The organism is Pseudomonas sp. NPDC085632 (assembly GCF_044541255.1).
Classification (GTDB): Bacteria; Pseudomonadota; Gammaproteobacteria; order Pseudomonadales; family Pseudomonadaceae; genus Aquipseudomonas.
The window spans coordinates 1-1,472 of record NZ_JBITSX010000113.1 but is presented as its reverse complement, the minus strand read 5'-3'; the positions used below and the strand labels follow the sequence as shown (position 1 = coordinate 1,472).

General features: G+C 59.8%; 1 pseudogene. It reads right to left on the bottom strand.

What is annotated here, in order from left to right:
- Window positions 1-1,382: pseudogene (locus tag ACIF4X_RS29260) on the bottom strand (alginate O-acetyltransferase); the annotation flags it as partial.
- Window positions 1,383-1,472: the final 90 nt, after the last annotated feature.

Sequence of the window (1,472 nt, the reverse complement as noted above, 5' to 3'; positions counted from 1 at the left end):
TGAGTCTGATCCGTCGGGAGCTTCGCTTAGAAGTACAGACGGACGTAACTTTACGCTTTGCTGCCCAGCGCCCGGGAATACGTTGCGTTTGCAGATTTTCGCTTCGACTTTCTGCGGCGCGGTGCCCGCTTCCGGGCCCTGGACTTCGACCGCCAGCAGGTTTTGCGAGGCCCAGTCTTCGTCCGTGCGCAGCTCAAAGGCGAAACGACCGTCGGTGTCGGAGGTTTCCGGTTTCTCGATCTTGATGTCCTCGTGGCGACCGTTCATGTACAGAGGGTGGCTTGCAGGGTTTTCACCGAAGGGTCGGCGAAGCGGATGTCGACCTGATGGCTGCTGTTCTGCAGGTTCAGGTTCTTGCTGTTGACCAGCAGTTCTTGTTTGCTGCCCGGCTTGAGCGTGGTGCTCGCGGACATTTGCGCGTCTTTGCCTTCGCAGCCGTTGTCGAGAAGGGACATCATCTGGCGATAGATGGTTTCCTGGTCGAGGCGATACAGCGGCGAGAATTCCCAGATGAGGATTTTCGGCGGGGTCTTCTGGAATTCGTCGCTGCCCAGGTACTGCAACATCGAACCTTCCAGACCACCGCCGGGGAAGGCGACGTTGAGAATGTCGGCGCCGATGGCTTCTTCGAGGAAGCCGGCGAAGTGGTAGTTCTTGCCGCTGTGCGAAGTACCGACGAGGGTGATTTGCGGGTTGCCGGAATCACCGAACAGATCGCCGTCGCCAGCCTCGCCCTTAGGCTCGGTGGTGAACTGATCCATGTATTGGATCGCGTAACTGGTGCCGCACAGTTGCCCGGCCATGTTGTGCAGGGTGCCGGTCTTGCCCATGCGCCCGGAGCGTTTGGTTTCGAATTCACGCTTGGGCACGTCGGCGAAGGCCGGGATCTGCTTGACCTTCTCGGCGACGATTTTCGCCGTGCGCTGTGCACCGTATGGCGTCCAGTGTTGGTCGCCACGGAAGTAGAAATCGTGGGCGGGCAGGGTGTCCGGCAGCGATTCGTTGGTCAGCGGCGACAGGTCCGGCACGACGTAACCCATCTTGGCGAAACGGCCGAGCATGGTCTTGTAGTTGCCCAGCGCTTTCTCGTAATCGAACGCGGCTTTTTCCTGCGGGTTGAGCTTGTTGCGGTTCACCAGGCCACGGGTTGGCTGGTAAACAATCACCAGCTCGACGCCTTTGGCCTTGAACGCATCGTGCAGTTGTTGCAGGCGTTTGTAGCCGGCGGGGGTGGTGTTGAACTCGGTGCGCAAATCTTCCTGAGTCCGGAACAACCAGTCGCCTTGCGCCTGCACCAGGGTGGTGAAGTTCTGCTGATAACGCGTGGTGTAGTTCTTCGCGTCATGCGCCGCCGGGCACAGGTTGCAGCACGGTTCGGCGCTTTGCACGTCATTGGTCAGGACGTTGCCGGTCAGGGTCAGCAGAGTTTCCGACGCGGTGCCGACGCTGGAATCGTTCACGGCTTTTGGCAG